The 15,531-nt window shown below is 68.1% G+C and carries 9 protein-coding genes, 2 rRNA genes and 1 pseudogene; 2 read left to right on the forward strand and 10 right to left on the reverse strand.

The window, feature by feature from the left end; genetic code table 11:
- Window positions 1-61: 61 nt before the first annotated feature.
- The 3 genes from ABEB13_RS16630 to ABEB13_RS16640 all read right to left on the reverse strand — a co-directional run bounded on the left by ABEB13_RS16630 (window position 62) and on the right by ABEB13_RS16640 (window position 6,543).
- Window positions 62-3,166: ribosomal RNA gene (locus tag ABEB13_RS16630) — 23S ribosomal RNA — on the reverse strand.
- Window positions 3,167-3,445: 279 nt separating this feature from the next.
- Window positions 3,446-4,967: ribosomal RNA gene (locus tag ABEB13_RS16635) — 16S ribosomal RNA — on the reverse strand.
- Together the 16S and 23S rRNA genes form the textbook arrangement of a ribosomal RNA operon.
- A 571-nt stretch (window positions 4,968-5,538) precedes the next feature.
- A complete protein-coding gene (locus tag ABEB13_RS16640) occupies window positions 5,539-6,543 on the reverse strand; it encodes a stage II sporulation protein M (RefSeq protein ID WP_345706137.1) in 1,005 nt (334 codons plus the stop codon).
- A gap of 112 nt (window positions 6,544-6,655) precedes the next feature.
- Here ABEB13_RS16640 and ABEB13_RS16645 point away from each other — a divergent pair, with 112 nt between their 5' ends.
- Complete coding sequence (locus ABEB13_RS16645; protein WP_345706138.1) at window positions 6,656-7,612, forward strand: RDD family protein; 957 nt, start codon at window positions 6,656-6,658, stop codon at window positions 7,610-7,612.
- Window positions 7,613-7,657: 45 nt separating this feature from the next.
- Here ABEB13_RS16645 and ABEB13_RS16650 read toward each other — a convergent pair.
- The 6 genes and pseudogenes from ABEB13_RS16650 to ABEB13_RS16675 all read right to left on the reverse strand — a co-directional run bounded on the left by ABEB13_RS16650 (window position 7,658) and on the right by ABEB13_RS16675 (window position 13,286).
- Window positions 7,658-8,307 (reverse strand): annotated as a pseudogene (locus ABEB13_RS16650) (hypothetical protein).
- Between the two features lie 124 nt (window positions 8,308-8,431).
- Window positions 8,432-9,880, reverse strand: a complete 1,449-nt coding sequence (gene ahcY / locus ABEB13_RS16655) for an adenosylhomocysteinase (RefSeq protein ID WP_100889941.1) — start codon at window positions 9,878-9,880, stop codon at window positions 8,432-8,434.
- A gap of 297 nt (window positions 9,881-10,177) precedes the next feature.
- Window positions 10,178-11,152, reverse strand: a complete 975-nt coding sequence (locus ABEB13_RS16660) for a cation diffusion facilitator family transporter (protein ID WP_345706140.1) — start codon at window positions 11,150-11,152, stop codon at window positions 10,178-10,180.
- Between the two features lie 126 nt (window positions 11,153-11,278).
- The gene (locus tag ABEB13_RS16665) at window positions 11,279-12,445 is read right to left on the reverse strand and encodes an SIS domain-containing protein (protein ID WP_345706141.1); all 1,167 of its coding nucleotides are present in this window, start codon (window positions 12,443-12,445) and stop codon (window positions 11,279-11,281) included.
- A 34-nt stretch (window positions 12,446-12,479) separates the two neighbouring features.
- On the reverse strand, window positions 12,480-12,662 hold the full coding sequence (locus ABEB13_RS16670; RefSeq protein ID WP_345706142.1) for a Trm112 family protein: 183 nt from the start codon (window positions 12,660-12,662) through the stop codon (window positions 12,480-12,482).
- Between the two features lie 216 nt (window positions 12,663-12,878).
- Window positions 12,879-13,286 (reverse strand): DUF3499 domain-containing protein, encoded by a 408-nt coding sequence (locus tag ABEB13_RS16675; RefSeq protein ID WP_345706143.1) that lies wholly within the window; start codon window positions 13,284-13,286, stop codon window positions 12,879-12,881.
- Between the two features lie 84 nt (window positions 13,287-13,370).
- On the opposite strand from ABEB13_RS16675, the gene ABEB13_RS16680 reads away from it, so the two are divergent.
- Complete coding sequence (locus tag ABEB13_RS16680; RefSeq protein ID WP_100889937.1) at window positions 13,371-13,820, forward strand: metallopeptidase family protein; 450 nt, start codon at window positions 13,371-13,373, stop codon at window positions 13,818-13,820.
- Window positions 13,821-13,863: 43 nt separating this feature from the next.
- On the opposite strand, the gene ABEB13_RS16685 is transcribed toward ABEB13_RS16680, so the two are convergent.
- The gene (locus ABEB13_RS16685) at window positions 13,864-15,528 is read right to left on the reverse strand and encodes a DUF5719 family protein (RefSeq protein WP_345706144.1); all 1,665 of its coding nucleotides are present in this window, start codon (window positions 15,526-15,528) and stop codon (window positions 13,864-13,866) included.
- Window positions 15,529-15,531 lie beyond the last annotated feature (3 nt).

Consider the following 15,531-nt stretch of genomic DNA (forward strand, 5'->3'; position numbering starts at 1 on the left):
ACCCGAAAAAGATCGGGGTCGGGGTCGTTGTTTCAGAACAACACAGTGGACGCGAGCAACTGAGGACAAGCCCTCGGCCTATTAGTACCGGTCAACTCCACCCATTACTGGGCTTCCATATCCGGCCTATCAACCCAGTCGTCTACTGGGAGCCTTACCCTCTCAAGGAGGTGGGAGTGCTCATCTCGAAGCAGGCTTCCCGCTTAGATGCTTTCAGCGGTTATCCCTCCCGAACGTAGCCAACCAGCCATGCCCTTGGCAGGACAACTGGCACACCAGAGGTTCGTCCGTCCCGGTCCTCTCGTACTAGGGACAGCCCTTCTCAACACTCCTACGCGCACAGCGGATAGGGACCGAACTGTCTCACGACGTTCTAAACCCAGCTCGCGTACCGCTTTAATGGGCGAACAGCCCAACCCTTGGGACCTACTCCAGCCCCAGGATGCGACGAGCCGACATCGAGGTGCCAAACCATCCCGTCGATATGGACTCTTGGGGAAGATCAGCCTGTTATCCCCGGGGTACCTTTTATCCGTTGAGCGACGGCGCTTCCACAAGCCACCGCCGGATCACTAGTCCCTACTTTCGTACCTGCTCGACCCGTCAGTCTCACAGTCAAGCTCCCTTGTGCACTTACACTCAACACCTGATTGCCAACCAGGCTGAGGGAACCTTTGGGCGCCTCCGTTACTCTTTAGGAGGCAACCGCCCCAGTTAAACTACCCACCAGACACTGTCCCTGATCCGGATCACGGACCCAGGTTAGACATCCAGCACGACCAGAGTGGTATTTCAACGATGGCTCCACCATGACTGGCGTCACGGCTTCAAAGCCTCCCACCTATCCTACACAAGCCGAACCGAACACCAATATCAAGCTATAGTAAAGGTCCCGGGGTCTTTCCGTCCTGCTGCGCGAAACGAGCATCTTTACTCGTAATGCAATTTCACCGGGCCTGTGGTTGAGACAGTCGAGAAGTCGTTACGCCATTCGTGCAGGTCGGAACTTACCCGACAAGGAATTTCGCTACCTTAGGATGGTTATAGTTACCACCGCCGTTTACTGGCGCTTAAGTTCTCAGCTTCGCCTAGTCGAAACTAGACTAACCGGTCCCCTTAACGTTCCAGCACCGGGCAGGCGTCAGTCCGTATACATCGCCTTACGGCTTCGCACGGACCTGTGTTTTTAGTAAACAGTCGCTTCTCGCTGGTCTCTGCGGCCAACCCCAGCTCAGACAGTAAATGTCATCACCAGGACTGGCCCCCTTCTCCCGAAGTTACGGGGGCATTTTGCCGAGTTCCTTAACCACAGTTCACCCGAACGCCTCGGTATTCTCTACCTGACCACCTGAGTCGGTTTGGGGTACGGGCCGCCATGAAACTCGCTAGAGGCTTTTCTCGACAGCATAGGATCATCCACTTCACCACAATCGGCTCGGCATCAGGTCTCAGACTATGTGAACGGCGGATTTGCCTACCGTTCGTCCTACACCCTTACCCCGGGACTACCACCGCCCGGGCTGGACTACCTTCCTGCGTCACCCCATCGCTCACCTACTACCCTGTTGGGTCACCGGCTCCACCACGTCCCTTCGTCCGAAGACTCCAGGCCGGCTTCACGGGCTTAGCATCAAGAGGTTCGACGTTGGCGCTTCAAAGCGGGTACGGGAATATCAACCCGTTGTCCATCGACTACGCCTGTCGGCCTCGCCTTAGGTCCCGACTTACCCTGGGCAGATCAGCTTGACCCAGGAACCCTTGGTCAATCGGCGCAAGAGTTTCCCACTCTTGTATCGCTACTCATGCCTGCATTCTCACTCGTGAACCGTCCACAACTGGATTCCTCCGCTGCTTCACCCGGCACACGACGCTCCCCTACCCATCCACAGCGCCGTTGGGCGTATTCTGTGAATGACACGACTTCGGTGGTGTACTTGAGCCCCGCTACATTGTCGGCGCGGAATCACTTGACCAGTGAGCTATTACGCACTCTTTCAAGGGTGGCTGCTTCTAAGCCAACCTCCTGGTTGTCTCTGCGACTCCACATCCTTTTCCACTTAGCACACGCTTAGGGACCTTAGTCGGTGTTCTGGGCTGTTTCCCTCTCGACCATGGAGCTTATCCCCCACAGTCTCACTGCCGTGCTCTCACTTACCGGCATTCGGAGTTTGGCTAAGGTCAGTAACCCGGTGAGGCCCATCGCCTATCCAGTGCTCTACCTCCGGCAAGAAACACACGACGCTGCACCTAAATGCATTTCGGGGAGAACCAGCTATCACGGAGTTTGATTGGCCTTTCACCCCTAACCACAGGTCATCCCCCAGGTTTTCAACCCTGGTGGGTTCGGTCCTCCACACGGTCTTACCCGCGCTTCAACCTGCCCATGGCTAGATCACTCCGCTTCGGGTCTTGGGCATGCAACTGTACCGCCCTATTCGGACTCGCTTTCGCTACGGCTACCCCACACGGGTTAACCTCGCTACACACCGCAAACTCGCAGGCTCATTCTTCAAAAGGCACGCAGTCACAGTCCGAAGACTGCCCCCACGGCTTGTAGGCACACGGTTTCAGGTACTATTTCACTCCGCTCCCGCGGTACTTTTCACCATTCCCTCACGGTACTATCCGCTATCGGTCACCAGGGAATATTTAGGCTTAGCGGGTGGTCCCGCCAGATTCACACGGAATTTCTCGGGCTCCGTGCTACTTGGGAGAAGCTCAAGTGAGCCGCTGATGTTTCGTCTACGGGGGTCTTACCCTCTACGCCGGACCTTTCGCATGTCCTTCGACTACACCAACGGTTTCTGACTCACCCAGCCGCCGGCAGACGACTGAAGAACTTTCCCACGACCCCTCATACGCAACCCCTGCCGGGTCTCACACGTATCAGGTTTAGCCTCATCCGGTTTCGCTCGCCACTACTCCCGGAATCACGGTTGTTTTCTCTTCCTGCGGGTACTGAGATGTTTCACTTCCCCGCGTTCCCTCCACATACCCTATGTGTTCAGGTATGGGTGACAGCCCATGACGACTGCCGGGTTTCCCCATTCGGACACCCCCGGATCAAAGCTCGGTTGACAGCTCCCCGGGGCCTATCGCGGCCTCCCACGTCCTTCATCGGTTCCTGGTGCCAAGGCATCCACCGTGCGCCCTTAAAAACTTGGCCACAGATGCTCGCGTCCACTGTGCAGTTCTCAAACAACGACCAGACACCCACCCTCCACACCGAAACAGTGCGTCAAGTGAGGCCGGCATCCCAGAGGCGAACGAAAAAATCGTTCCCTCAGGACCCAACAGCGTGCCCGACCCACCAAGCGGTCCCCGCGTTCCACGCCCCCGAAGGAGCAGTACTGACAGACCCATACTCGATGTGCCGAATAGTCAACGTTCCACCCATGAGCAACCGTGCGAGACATTCGCTCGCAACCGGCCATGTGCTCCTTAGAAAGGAGGTGATCCAGCCGCACCTTCCGGTACGGCTACCTTGTTACGACTTCGTCCCAATCGCTGGTCCCACCTTCGACGGCTCCCTCCCAAGGGTTAGGCCACCGGCTTCGGGTGTTACCGACTTTCGTGACGTGACGGGCGGTGTGTACAAGGCCCGGGAACGTATTCACCGCAGCATGCTGATCTGCGATTACTAGCAACTCCAACTTCATGGGGTCGAGTTGCAGACCCCAATCCGAACTGAGACCGGCTTTTTGGGATTCGCTCCGCCTCGCGGCATCGCAGCCCTTTGTACCGGCCATTGTAGCACGTGTGCAGCCCAAGACATAAGGGGCATGATGATTTGACGTCGTCCCCACCTTCCTCCGAGTTGACCCCGGCAGTCTCCTGTGAGTCCCCATCACCCCGAAAGGCATGCTGGCAACACAGAACAAGGGTTGCGCTCGTTGCGGGACTTAACCCAACATCTCACGACACGAGCTGACGACAACCATGCACCACCTGTACACCGACCACAAGGGGGCGACCATCTCTGGCCGTTTCCGGTGTATGTCAAGCCTTGGTAAGGTTCTTCGCGTTGCGTCGAATTAAGCCACATGCTCCGCTGCTTGTGCGGGCCCCCGTCAATTCCTTTGAGTTTTAGCCTTGCGGCCGTACTCCCCAGGCGGGGAACTTAATGCGTTAGCTGCGGCACCGACGACGTGGAATGTCGCCAACACCTAGTTCCCAACGTTTACGGCGTGGACTACCAGGGTATCTAATCCTGTTCGCTCCCCACGCTTTCGCTCCTCAGCGTCAGTAATGGCCCAGAGATCCGCCTTCGCCACCGGTGTTCCTCCTGATATCTGCGCATTTCACCGCTACACCAGGAATTCCGATCTCCCCTACCACACTCTAGCCTGCCCGTATCGAATGCAGACCCGGGGTTAAGCCCCGGGCTTTCACATCCGACGCGACAGGCCGCCTACGAGCTCTTTACGCCCAATAATTCCGGACAACGCTCGCACCCTACGTATTACCGCGGCTGCTGGCACGTAGTTAGCCGGTGCTTCTTCTGCAGGTACCGTCACTTGCGCTTCTTCCCTGCTGAAAGAGGTTTACAACCCGAAGGCCGTCATCCCTCACGCGGCGTCGCTGCATCAGGCTTTCGCCCATTGTGCAATATTCCCCACTGCTGCCTCCCGTAGGAGTCTGGGCCGTGTCTCAGTCCCAGTGTGGCCGGTCGCCCTCTCAGGCCGGCTACCCGTCGTCGCCTTGGTAGGCCATTACCCCACCAACAAGCTGATAGGCCGCGGGATCATCCTGCACCGCCGGAGCTTTCCACCCACCCCCATGCAGGAGCAGGTCATATCCGGTATTAGACCTCGTTTCCAAGGCTTGTCCCAGAGTGCAGGGCAGATTTCCCACGTGTTACTCACCCGTTCGCCACTGATCCACCCCGAAGGGCTTCACCGTTCGACTTGCATGTGTTAAGCACGCCGCCAGCGTTCGTCCTGAGCCAGGATCAAACTCTCCGTGAATGATTACCCGTAATCGGGTTCACACCCGCGTTGAGCGGCACGGCGGTCACCGGAATGAGGTGAACCCCGCGCACTGCGTCCTCGCTGTGTTTGTTACTTCAAAAGGAATCTCCAACCCCAGAAAATCCGGGGCCGGGGATGTCAACATATCTGGCGTTGACTTTTGGCACGCTGTTGAGTTCTCAAGGAACGGACACTTCCTTCGGACCGCCTTCCAGCGGACCCTCCGGGCGTTTCGCTCTTTCGTGTTCCCAGCTTATCAGATCCGCGGCGGCCGTTTTACCGGCTTCCGTTTCTCGGAATTCCCGCTGAGGGGGATTTCCTTCACTTCGCAGCAAAGCCTATCAAAGGCTTTGGAGTGCTCAGTTCCGGGATTTGTCTTCGCCGGGTGGCGATCCTTGCGGACGCTCTGCCTCGGCTCGACGGTGTCGTAGACACTACGCCTGCGTCCCGCTGTTGTCCAGCTGTACGCAACCGTTCAAACCTACTAGCCCGTTACTTCCACGTCAATGGTCCTGGCGGGATGATCACGAGCCTACCAGGCCGGCGGGCCGGTTCCTGCACACCACGCTCAGGCGGCCACGGGCTGGATGTCGGTGCGGTCGGCCCGCTCGACGTCGCCGATCTCGCCGGCGGCCACCACGCGGCGGCCGTGGACCAGCGCGTAGAGGAGGAACAGCACCTCGACCACGACGCCGATGCCGACCCTGATCCAGGTCGGCAGCCCGGACGGGGTCACGAAGGCCTCGATGATCCCGGTGACGAGGAGGACGGCGGCCAGTCCGATCGCCATGCCGATGGCGGCGCGGCCCTCCTCCGCGAGGGCGGCGCCGCGCGTGCGCGGGCCGGGGTCGACAACCGTCCAACCGAGGCGCAGACCGATGCCGGCGGCCACGAACACGGCGGTCAGTTCGAGCAGCCCGTGCGGCAGCAGCAGCCCCAGGAAGAGGTCGAGGCGTCCGGCGGAGGACATCAGCCCCAGGCCGATGCCGAGGTTCATCACGTTCTCGAAGAGCACGCCGAGGACCGGGATGCCGAGGAAGACACCGAAGACCAGGCACTGGGCGGCCACCCAGGCGTTGTTCGTCCAGACCTGGAACCCGAAGGCGGTCGCCGGGTGCGCCGAGTAGTAGGCCTCGTACGCACCGCCGGGCCGGGTCATGTCGCCGAGTTCCGCAGGGGTCGCCAGCGCGTCGCGGACCTCGGGATGGGTGGAGACCCACCACGCGACCAGGGCACTGGCCAGCAGCGAGACCACCGCGATCGGCACCCACCAGCGGCGGGCCCGGTAGAGGGCCGCCGGGAAGCTGACGGTGAAGTACCGGCCGACGTCCCGCCAGGACGAGGTGCGGGCGCCGGTCACCGCACTGCGTCCGCGGGCCACCAGCGTGGTGAGCCGGCCCTCCAGGGAGGGGTCGGGGGCCGCGGACTGCACCTGCGCGAGGTGGCCGGTGGCGCGCTGGTAGAGGGTGATGAGCTCGTCGGCCTCCGCGCCGTCGAGCCGGCGCCTGCGGCTCAACGCCTCCAGCCGGCCCCACTCCTGCTGGTGGGTGGCGACGAAGACGTCCAGGTCCATGCTGCTCACTCCACGGGTGCGCGACGGGCGGGGGCGGGCCTAGCTTGCCAGAGGCGCGCAGCCGTATGTTTGGCCGCCTGAGATCACGACGGAAACGGGTGGGGTGGGTGCGGTGAGCGACCTGGTGACGGGCGAGGCCGTCGTCCTGGGGCTGCAGACGGCGAAGGTCCCGAGCCGGGCACTGGCCATCGCCCTGGACCTGGCGGTGGAGTTCGTCGGCCTGGCGGTGACGACCGCGATCGTCGTGTCCGCCGTGCCGGACCTGGACGAGGCGGCCGGCGCGGCCCTGATCCTCGGCATCAGTGTGTTCTTCCTGCTCGGTGTGCCGGTGGCGGTCGAGACCCTCTCGCGCGGCCGGTCGCTGGGCAAGCTGGCGCTGGGGCTCCGGGTGGTCCGCACCGACGGCGGCCCGGTGCGCTTCCGGCACGCGATGGTCCGGGGCCTGGTCGCGGTGCTGGAGATCCAGATGCTGGCCGGCACCGGTGCGGTGATCAGTTCGCTGGTCTCTCCCCAGGGCCGTCGGCTGGGCGACCTCTTCGCGGGCACCCTGGTGGTCCGGGAGCGGGTCCCGGAGGCCGCGCGTCGGCACTCCGAGCTTCCTCCTGTCGCGCCCGCCCTGCTGCACGCGATCGGCGAGCAGCTGGTGGCCCTGGACCTCTCGGCGGTGCCGGACGGACTGTGGCTGGCGATCCGGCAGTTCCTCGGCCGGCAGGCCCAGCTCGACCCGGGCGTCGCGGAGGCGATGGCGGGGCGGCTGGCCGCGGACTTCGCGGGTCTCACCGGCCGGCCGGTCCCGTACGGCGTCCACCCGGCCGGCTATCTGGGGGCGGTGCTGACCGAGCGGCAGCGGCGCGAGTGGGAGAAGGCCTCCGGCGCCGCGGCCCTTCAGCAGCAGTACGCGCAACACCACTCCGCGCCTCAGCAGCAGCAGCAGTACGAGCTGCCGTCCGTTCCCGTCCTGCCGGCCCACGCCCCGCCACCCGCGCTCCCGACGGCTCCGCCTCCGCCTCCGGTTCCGGCACCGGCGCCGTCCGACCGGCCGTCGACCGGGTTCGCTCCCCCGGCCTGACCCGAGGCCCGCGCCGCGTCCCGCACCTCGGCCGGGGTCCGGCGGTCAGTCCGCCGGGCGTGCGGGCCAGGCGTTGGGCGGCGACGCCAGCTCCTCCAGCTCGATGCCGGGCGCGGCGACGACGACGTCGCCCGCGAGGTGGACGGTGCGCTGCTCACCGGTCGCGAGGTCCGCGACGAGGTAGCGCTCGACCGCCAGCGGGCCGGTGTCGGTGTCGTGCACGTCCACCCCCGCGAGCTGCCAGCCCTGGTCGACCGTGCGGGGCGCGAGCACCGGCTCGGTGAGCTCGACGAGGCGGACCCGGCTGCTCGCGCCGACGGCGAGCCCCAGCATGCGGGCGGTGGCGACGAGGAAGGCCGGGGACGTCCCGGTGAACCCGTGCGCCCGGTCGTGGCCCTCGACGGCCTGCTCGCCGGCCGGATCGTCGGCGGCGGACCGGACCCAGGCGACCCCGTCCACCGCGCCGCCGCGCACCTGCCAGTCGCCGGAGCGCACTTCCATCCGCAGCGGCCGACTGCGCGAGTCGAGGGTCAGGTCGGTGGTGGCGAGCACCGTGCCGTCGGGGGCGTACGTCTTGGAGACGTACCGCCAGCCGACCGGGCCCGGGGCACAGCTGAAGCGCTCCTCGCCGAGCAGCACGGGACCGTGGCCGGCGGGGCCGGTGTCGGTGTGGAGGAGTAGCGGCCGTTGGGCATGGGCCGAAGCCTATGCGTACGCCCCGGTGGGGCGGGGTACGGCCTGCGGTGGCCGGGGCCCGGGAACGGGCGTGCGCCCGGTGCCGCGAGGGCACCGGGCGCACGTCGGCGCGCTACGACCGGGTCAGTAGCGGTACTGCTCCGGCTTGTACGGGCCCTCGACCGGGACGCCGATGTAGTCGGCCTGCTCCTGCGACAGCACGGTGAGCTTCACGCCCAGCGCGTCCAGGTGCAGTCGCGCGACCTTCTCGTCCAGGTGCTTCGGCAGCACGTACACGCCGACCGGGTACTGCGAGGTCTTCGTGAACAGCTCGATCTGCGCGATCGTCTGGTTCGCGAACGAGTTCGACATGACGAACGACGGGTGACCGGTGGCGTTGCCCAGGTTCAGCAGGCGGCCCTCGGACAGCATGATGATCGTGTGGCCGTCGGCGAAGCGCCACTCGTGGACCTGCGGCTTCACCTCGGTCTTCACGATGCCCGGCAGCTTCGCCAGACCCGCGATGTCGATCTCGTTGTCGAAGTGGCCGATGTTGCCGACGATCGCCTGGTGCTTCATCCGCTCCATGTGCGAGGCGAGGATGATGTCCTTGTTGCCCGTCGTGGTGATGAAGATGTCCGCGATGGAGACGACCTCGTCCAGGGTGGTCACCTGGTAGCCGTCCATCGCCGCCTGCAGCGCGCAGATCGGGTCGATCTCGGTGACGATCACGCGCGCGCCCTGGCCGCGCAGCGACTCCGCGCAGCCCTTGCCCACGTCGCCGTAGCCGCAGACGACCGCGACCTTGCCGCCGATCAGCACGTCGGTGGCCCGGTTGATGCCGTCGATCAGCGAGTGGCGGCAGCCGTACTTGTTGTCGAACTTCGACTTCGTGACGGCGTCGTTGACGTTGATCGCCGGGAACAGCAGCTTGCCGTCCCGGTGCATCTCGTACAGCCGGTGGACACCGGTCGTGGTCTCCTCGGTGACGCCCTTGATCGTGGCCGCCATCTCGGTCCACTTGCTCGGCGACTCCGTCAGGGTGCGGTTCAGCACCTCGAGGATGATCCGGAACTCGTCGTTGTCCGCGGTGGACGGGTCCGGCGCCTCGCCGGCCTTCTCGAACTCGACGCCCTTGTGGATCAGGAGGGTGGCGTCACCGCCGTCGTCCAGGATCATGTTCGGGGTCTGGCCGTCCGGCCAGGTCAGCGCCTGCTCGGTGCACCACCAGTACTCCTCCAGCGTCTCGCCCTTCCAGGCGAACACCGGAACGCCCGAGGGGTTCTCCACGGTGCCCTCGGGGCCGACCGCGATCGCCGCGGCCGCGTGGTCCTGGGTGGAGAAGATGTTGCAGGAGCACCAGCGGACCTCGGCACCGAGCGCGGTCAGCGTCTCGATCAGCACGGCCGTCTGCACCGTCATGTGCAGCGAACCCGTGATCCGCGCACCGGCCAGCGGCTGCGACGCCGCGTACTCCTTGCGGATGGACATCAGACCGGGCATCTCGTGCTCGGCCAGCTGGATCTCCTTGCGGCCGAACGAGGCCAGGGAGAGGTCGGCGACCTTGAAGTCACCGTTGAGGTTGGACGACATGCGGGGTACTCCTCGCTGCGTGGGGCCTGTGAACGGGTGTGCTTGGCCGCAGAGCGGCCGGTGGTCGGCACTCTGCTGCGCGGCACAATCCGTCGGAGGACCTCTCTCCCTCGACCGGGCACCGGGCTCCGATCGACCGCCATCAGCAGCGACGTTTGGCTCTGCCCACGAATCTACACCGCGAGGCGGCGGGAAACCGGCGGGGCGCGGTGTTCGGGTGCACGGTTTCGGCCGCCCCGGGCCGTCGGCGGTCCGCGCCGGACGGGGCGGACCTCCGGTGGCCGGGACGGCCGGGGGTCAGTGCGCGGCGGGGACCGGACCGCCCGGGGTGGCCTCCGGGTCGGGGCCGGCGGCGGCCTTCTCGGCGCTGTAGATGTCGGGCTCCAGGTAGATGACCCGGGCAATGGGCACCGCGCGGCGGACCCGGGCCTCGGCCAGGTCGATGGCCTCCGCGACCTGCACGGCGCTGTCCTGCGCGTTGACCGCGATCTTCGCGCCGACCAGCAGTTCCTCCGGACCGAGGTGCAGCGTGCGCATGTGGATCACGTCGGTCACCGAGTCGTGGTCGACCAGGGCGTCGCGGATCTCGGCGACGACCTCCTTGTCCGCGGACTCGCCGATCAGCAGCGACTTAGTCTCCAGGGCGAGCACGACCGCGATGACGACCAGCAGGATGCCGATCGCGAGCGTCCCGATGCCGTCCCAGACGCCGTTGTCGGTGATCACCGTGAGGGAGACGCCGAGCAGCGCCAGCACCAGGCCGATCAGCGCGCCGGTGTCCTCCAGCAGGACGACCGGCAGCTCCGGGGCCTTGGCCCGGCGGATGTACTCCGTCCAGCTCCGGCCGGACTTGTCCTTGGCGGCCTCGCGGTACGCCGTGAGGAAGGACCAGCCCTCCATCACGATCGCGAACAGCAGGACGCCGACCGCCCAGCCCCACGACTTCAGCTCGTGCGGGTCGTGGATCTTCTCGTAGCCCTCGAAGCAGGCGAAGAGACCACCGACGGTGAACAGCACGATGGAGACCAGGAAGCCGTACACGTAGCGCTCGCGGCCGTAGCCGAACGGGTGCTGCTCGTCGGCCGCCCGGGTGGAGCGCTTGCCGCCGATCAGCAGCAGCACCTGGTTGCCGGAGTCCGCGATCGAGTGGACGCCCTCGGCCAGCATCGAGGAGGAGGCCGTGAAGGCGAAGGCGGTGAACTTGCCGACCGCGATCGCCAGGTTCGCGGACAGTGCCGCGACCAGTGCCTTGGTGCCGCCTTCGGTGCTCATGCTGTGGATCGGTCCCTCCGGACGGGCCGCTGCGGGCGGCCGTGGCTCAGCTTCCGACCGGACACAGTATCTTGACGGCCGGCCGGCACCCGCGGCCGGCCGCAGGACGGACACCCGGACCGGCGGTCAGCGGGCCAGACCGAGGTAGACCGCGGCGAAGTCGGCCGGCCCGGCCAGCTCGGCGAAGGCCTGGAGCGGATCCTCCAGCGTGCTGGAGAACTCCGTCAGCCGGACTTCGTGCCCGGCCGCGAGACGGCGGGCCCGGCCGACGGCACGGCCCGGGTCGCTGTCCTCGGGACGGCCCGGGGCGTGCCGCAGCAGCACCACCTGGAGCTGGAGCTGCTCGGGCTCGTCCACTCGGTCGCGGAAGAAGTCGTCCGGATCCCCGCCGCCGCCGAGGTGCCCGACGAACATGCCGCGGTGCGCGGTGAGCGCCTGCGGCAGTCGGCCCGGCAGGGCCGGCAGCCCGGCCCGGTCCGCCAGCATCGCGGCGAAGCGCTCGGCCACCGCGCCCGGGACCTCTCCGTCGGCCCAGATCAGCGGGACGGTGCCGGACAGCTGGGCGGCCAGGCCCTTGGCGGGGTTCAGGTAGGCAGCGGCGTCCGGACGGCAGCGGACGGCCACCTCGTCCAGCCGGTCGGCAACGGCGGCCAGGGCGCCCTGGGGCAGCTGGACGACGCCGATCCGGTCGGCCAGCGCGGCCAGCGGCGCCAGGTGCGCCCAGAGCGCCCCCGGGTCCTCCGCCGGCAGGTCGGGCTCGTCGTCGGGGCCCTCGCCGGGCTCCACGGGGCTCGGCGCGTACGGCAGGGACAGGGCCCTGACCTGCAGGGCGGCCTGGGCGAGCGGGCTCTCACGCGGCGCGGTGACGACGATCGCGCAGCCCCGGGTGTAGGCCTGCTGGGCGAGCTGGACGAGGCCGCGCTCGCCACCGGTGGCACTGCTGATCACCAGCAGGTCCAGCGGGCCGAGCCAGCCCGGCAACTGCCAGCCGAATCCGGAGGCGAACGCCCCCCGGTCGGCCCGGCCGACCTCGGACGGCGGCAGCGGCACGACCTGGCAGCCGGTCACGGCGAGCGCGTCCAGGGCGGCGGCCGCGGTCAGGGCGCTGCCGTGGCCCGCCACGAGCACCGTGCGGGGACGGCCCTCCGGGCGGAGGTCGCCGAGTCCGGCTTCGTCGGCGAGCCGGGCCGCGGTGCGGACCCGTGCCCCGGCCCCGGCGAGGGCGAGCAGGGCGTGATGCCGGTCGGCCCGCTGCAGCGCGGCCGGATCGTCGAGCAGGATGTCGTCGAGCATGCGGCCGGCCTCCAGCGGGCTCACCGGGCGGGGTTCAGGAGGGGCGGCGGGCCTCGTCGACCAGCAGGACGGGGATCTCGTCGCGGACGGGGTAGATCAGGCCGCAGCCGTCACCGGTGCAGCGCAGCTCGCTCTCGCCCTGCTCGGAGCTCTCCATCAGCGGCGCGTGGCACTGCGGGCAGACCAGGATCTCCAGCAGGAAGGACGGCAGGCTCATGGACGTCGGGCTCCAGGTTCGTTGCGTGGCGGTACGGCCGTGCCCCGGCCGGTAGCAACACTACCGGCCGGGGCACGGCCGTCGTCAGATCATCCGTGTGCCGGAGCCGTGGCCGTCGGGTGCGGTCGGCGGCGAGGACGGGGCTCGGGGCCCGCCCGGCGGTTCGCGGCGGATGTGCGCGCGGCGTCGGGCGCCCGGCCGGGCGTGCCCGGGAGTTCAGCTGTCGGGCGAGCGCAGCACGCGGAGGTGGCCGCGGCGCAGGCCGCCGGGGTCGCCGTCACCGGACTGGCGCGGGCTGCGCTCCTGCGGGCGAGCGGCCTCGCGGACGGCGTTGGCCAGCGCCTCCAGGTCGTCACTGGTGCGGCGCACGGGCCCGGTGTCGGCGGCGAGGCGGACGACCTCCCAGCCGCGCGGGGCGGTGAGGCGCTCGGCGTGTTCCGCGCACAGGTCGTAGCAGTGCGGCTCCGCGTAGGTCGCGAGCGGGCCCAGGACGGCGGTGGAGTCCGCGTAGACGTACGTCAGCGTTGCGACGGCCGGCCGGCCGCACGCGGTCCGCGAACAACGACGTACAGAGCTCACGAGGGTGGACGGTACCGCACTCCCGAGCGGGCCGCGACGACCCACCCCCGGCGAGCTCGCCGTGTCGCCCGCGGGTGGACGGCGAGGTGGCCCGCACGGGCGCGGTCAGGGACTACTCTCGACACTGATATGGACAGCCCCACATCTCCGTCACCGGCCGGCGGGCAGCGGCGACCGCGCCACCGCGACCGACACGGCCGCGGTATGCGCGGACCGCTGGCACCGCCTCAGGTGCCGATCTCGCTTACCCGTTCCGAGTTGTTCGACGACTACGTGCGCGAGTCGGTGGAACGGCTGGAACGCCGCCTGCCGCAGCTGGTGGACGTCGAGTTCGCCGTCCAGGAGGTGCCGCTGCCCGCCAAGGGCGAGCCGGCACCGGACGGGGTGCCGCTCGGCCGGGTGATCACCGCCGCGCAGGGCCGCAAGAGCCGGATCGTGGTGTACCGGCGGCCGGTCGAGATCCGCGCGAAGTCGCGCGAGGACCGCGCCGCCCTCGTCCACGAGATCCTGATCGAACAGGTCGCCGAACTGCTCGGGCTGTCGCCCGACGCCGTCGACCCCCGCTACGACGAGGACTGACGACGCCTCCGTGGGGGCGGTCGGCCGGCCGCCCCCACGCCGCTCAGCGCAGCAGCAGGCCCGGGTCGCTCTCGGCGAACGGCACGGTCACCGTGCTGTGGTCGTCGTGGAAGGCCTGGACGGTGAAGGCCGGGACGTCCTTCTGGTTGACCGCCAGCATCCGCGCCGCGAACACCGACCCGCCGGACAGCGTCTCGGCGGTGATGCCGTACACGTCCTTCAGACCGGCCGGCTCCAGGCCCTGGACGGCCACCGTGGTGCCGGCGGGCACGTCGACGTCCTTGGTCGCGGGGGTGCCGCCGCCACTGCCGGCCGAGGCGGTCAGCCGGACCTTGGCGGCCGAGGCGCCGCCCGCGGTCAGGTAGAGCGTGGTGGCGCCGCCGCCGCGGTTCTCCGCGATGCTGGCGCGCTTGCCGACCGGCTGCGCGGCGGCGATCCAGGCGGCCTCGGCCTTGCCGTTGTTGCTGCGGTCCACCCGGACGGTGGCCACCACCGGCGTCGGGTGGGCCGGGTCGCTCGGGCTGATCCTGATCGCACCGGCCTCGCCGTGGTTGAGGCTCCCCAGGTCGAGGGCGGCGACCATGCCGGCCTTGACGTGCAGGGTCTCCTTGCCCGCCGGGGTGAACCAGCCGTTCTTCCCGGAGACCTGGATCTTCAGGTCGGCGTCGTCGTCGGCCGGGGCCGCGACCACCAGACGGGAGGAGGTGAGGTCCGCGGGGAGCCCGGGCATGATCTGGGTGGCGGCCGGCGCCGCCGAGGCGGCGATCCAGTCCGAGCCCTTGCCCTGCTGGGCCGCGTTCACCCCGGCGGCGACCCGGCCACCGCGCACCACGACGTGCACCGCGAGGTCGGCGACCTCGTCCTTGAGCATCGGCTTGAGCAGCAACGCCTGGGAGGTGCCGGGCGCCATCGAGATGCCGGTACCGCCCTCGGTGGTGAGCTCGCCCTTGTCGCCGAACAGCCGGACGTCGACGGTCGCCGGGGAGGAGTCGGCGTTGACCAGGGTCACGTAGTCGTTGCGGTCCGCCGCGGTGCTGCCGCCGACGAACCAGAAGTCCGTCCCGGACGCCTCGCAGGTGACGCCCGACAGCCCGAGCCGGCTCTGGTCGGAGACCGAGGTCGTCTGCGACACGCTGAAGCCGGGGGCGAAGGCGCCACTGGCGCCGGCCACCGTGGCCGGGGCGTCGCCGTCGGGGGCGGTGCCGGTCACCGGCACACCGGGCTTGGCCAGGGTGAGCCGGGCGGGCGCCGCGGCCTGGCCGCCGGCCGGGGCGGACGCCCCGGTGGAGGGGTTCGCCGAGGGCGAGCCGGACGCGCTGCCCGACGGGGCCGCGGCGGACGGCGCCGGGGCCGCCGCCGGCGGCGCGAGGTCGGTCAGGGTGCCGGTGCCCTTGGCCGCGTCGGTCGCCGGGTTGAACAGGGTCTGCGTGGTCGTCCCGATCAGGCCCTGGCGCGGCGGCGGGCAGACCGCGGCCGTCCGCTCGACCTGCGAGGTGGTCGCCGTACCGTGACCGCCCACGGCGGTCGGGGCCGCCGGGGGCCGGAGCTCGGCGAGGCCGAACACCACGCCGAGCACGGCCGCGGCGGCCAGCAGCGACTGCCCGGTGCGGCTGCCGCCGGGCAGGCCGCCGCCGAGGGCGGGACGGCGCAGGCTCTCCTTGAGCTTCGGGGCCTTCAGCGCGGGCGCCTTGATGCTGGGCTTCTTCATCGC

Origin of the sequence: Kitasatospora paranensis, assembly GCF_039544005.1 — a bacterium.
GTDB classification, from domain to species: Bacteria; Actinomycetota; Actinomycetes; order Streptomycetales; family Streptomycetaceae; genus Kitasatospora; species Kitasatospora paranensis.